The sequence below is a fragment of the Streptomyces himastatinicus ATCC 53653 genome (genome assembly GCF_000158915.1).
GTDB classification, from domain to species: Bacteria; Actinomycetota; Actinomycetes; order Streptomycetales; family Streptomycetaceae; genus Streptomyces; species Streptomyces himastatinicus.
The window spans coordinates 2,903,763-2,904,907 of sequence record NZ_GG657754.1; the positions used below are offsets into that span (position 1 = coordinate 2,903,763).

Here is a 1,145-nt window from a genome sequence, read left to right on the forward strand (position 1 = left end):
CCCGGGGGCGGGGAGGTCACTGCGCTCATGCCCCCACTCTCTCACCCGCCCCCAGGGGGTGATGGGCCGAGGCCGTGGCGAGGTCGGCCTCGATACGGGCGGCGGCGGTCCGCAGCGCCGGAAGCAGCTCCTCGACGGCCGCCGCGGCGCTGCCGCGGCCCGCGTGGGTGGCGATGTTGAGCGCGGCCACCACCTGGCGGTCCGCGCCCCGAACCGGCACCGCGAGCGACCGCAGCCCCTCCTCCAACTCCTCGTCCACCAGGGCGTAGCCGTCCCTCCCGGTCCGCTCCAGGACGCGGGCCAGCTCGGGCAGGGCAGTCACGGTGTGCCGGGTCAGCGGCGTGGGGTCGAGCCCGGCGAGATACGCGGCGCGCTCGCCCGGGTCCAGCCCGGCGAGCAGCACCCGGCCCATGGAGGTCGCGTAGGCGGGGAAGCGGGTGCCGATGGTGATGTTGACGCTCATGATCCGCACGGTCGGTACGCGCGCCACATACCGGATGTCGTCGCCGTCGAGGACCGCCAGGGACGCCGACTCGTGGACGGTGCGGACGAGTTCGCGCATATGGGGCTGGGCCAGCTCGGTGAACGACCGGTCGCCCAGCGGTGCGTACCCCAGCTCCAGCACCCGCGGCAGCGGGCGGAAGGCCCGGCCGTCGGCCGCCGCGTACTCGGCGTATCCCAGCTCGACGAGGGTCAGCAGGGAGCGGCGCGCGGTGGCCCGCGGCAGCCCGGTGGTCTCGGCGACGGCGGTGAGCGTGCGCCCGTGCCGCGCGCCGCCGCCCTCCTCCCCCTCCCCCGGGGTGCCCAGCGCCCGCAGCACGGTGAGCCCGCGGGCGAGCGACTGGAGATACCCGGCCCCCAGCTCCCGTTTGGCCGCCCGCGCGGGGTCCTCGGTGGCGGGCCCGGCGGCCGGGCCCGCCGCTGCCCGCCCCGGCGGACCGGGCTCGGCTCGGGCCGCCTCCGCCGGAGTCGACCGGCGCCCACGCGTGGGCGGAGCCGCCAACGCCGCCTCCATGGCCGGGACCTCCGCACGCAGCGGACCCAGCACGGCGGCCCGCAGCGAGGCCAGGTCATGCCGGCTGGTGTGGCTGACGACGTTCACCGCGCACACGGTGCGTCCCGATCCGTCCCGGACCGGGACGGAC

The 1,145-nt window shown here is 77.5% G+C and carries 1 protein-coding gene; it reads right to left on the reverse strand.

Annotation, left to right across the window (positions count from 1 at the left end):
- Positions 1-25 precede the first annotated feature (25 nt).
- Positions 26-1,145 (reverse strand): IclR family transcriptional regulator domain-containing protein (locus SSOG_RS11670; protein WP_039937270.1); only part of this gene is annotated, 1,120 nt, incomplete at its 5' end.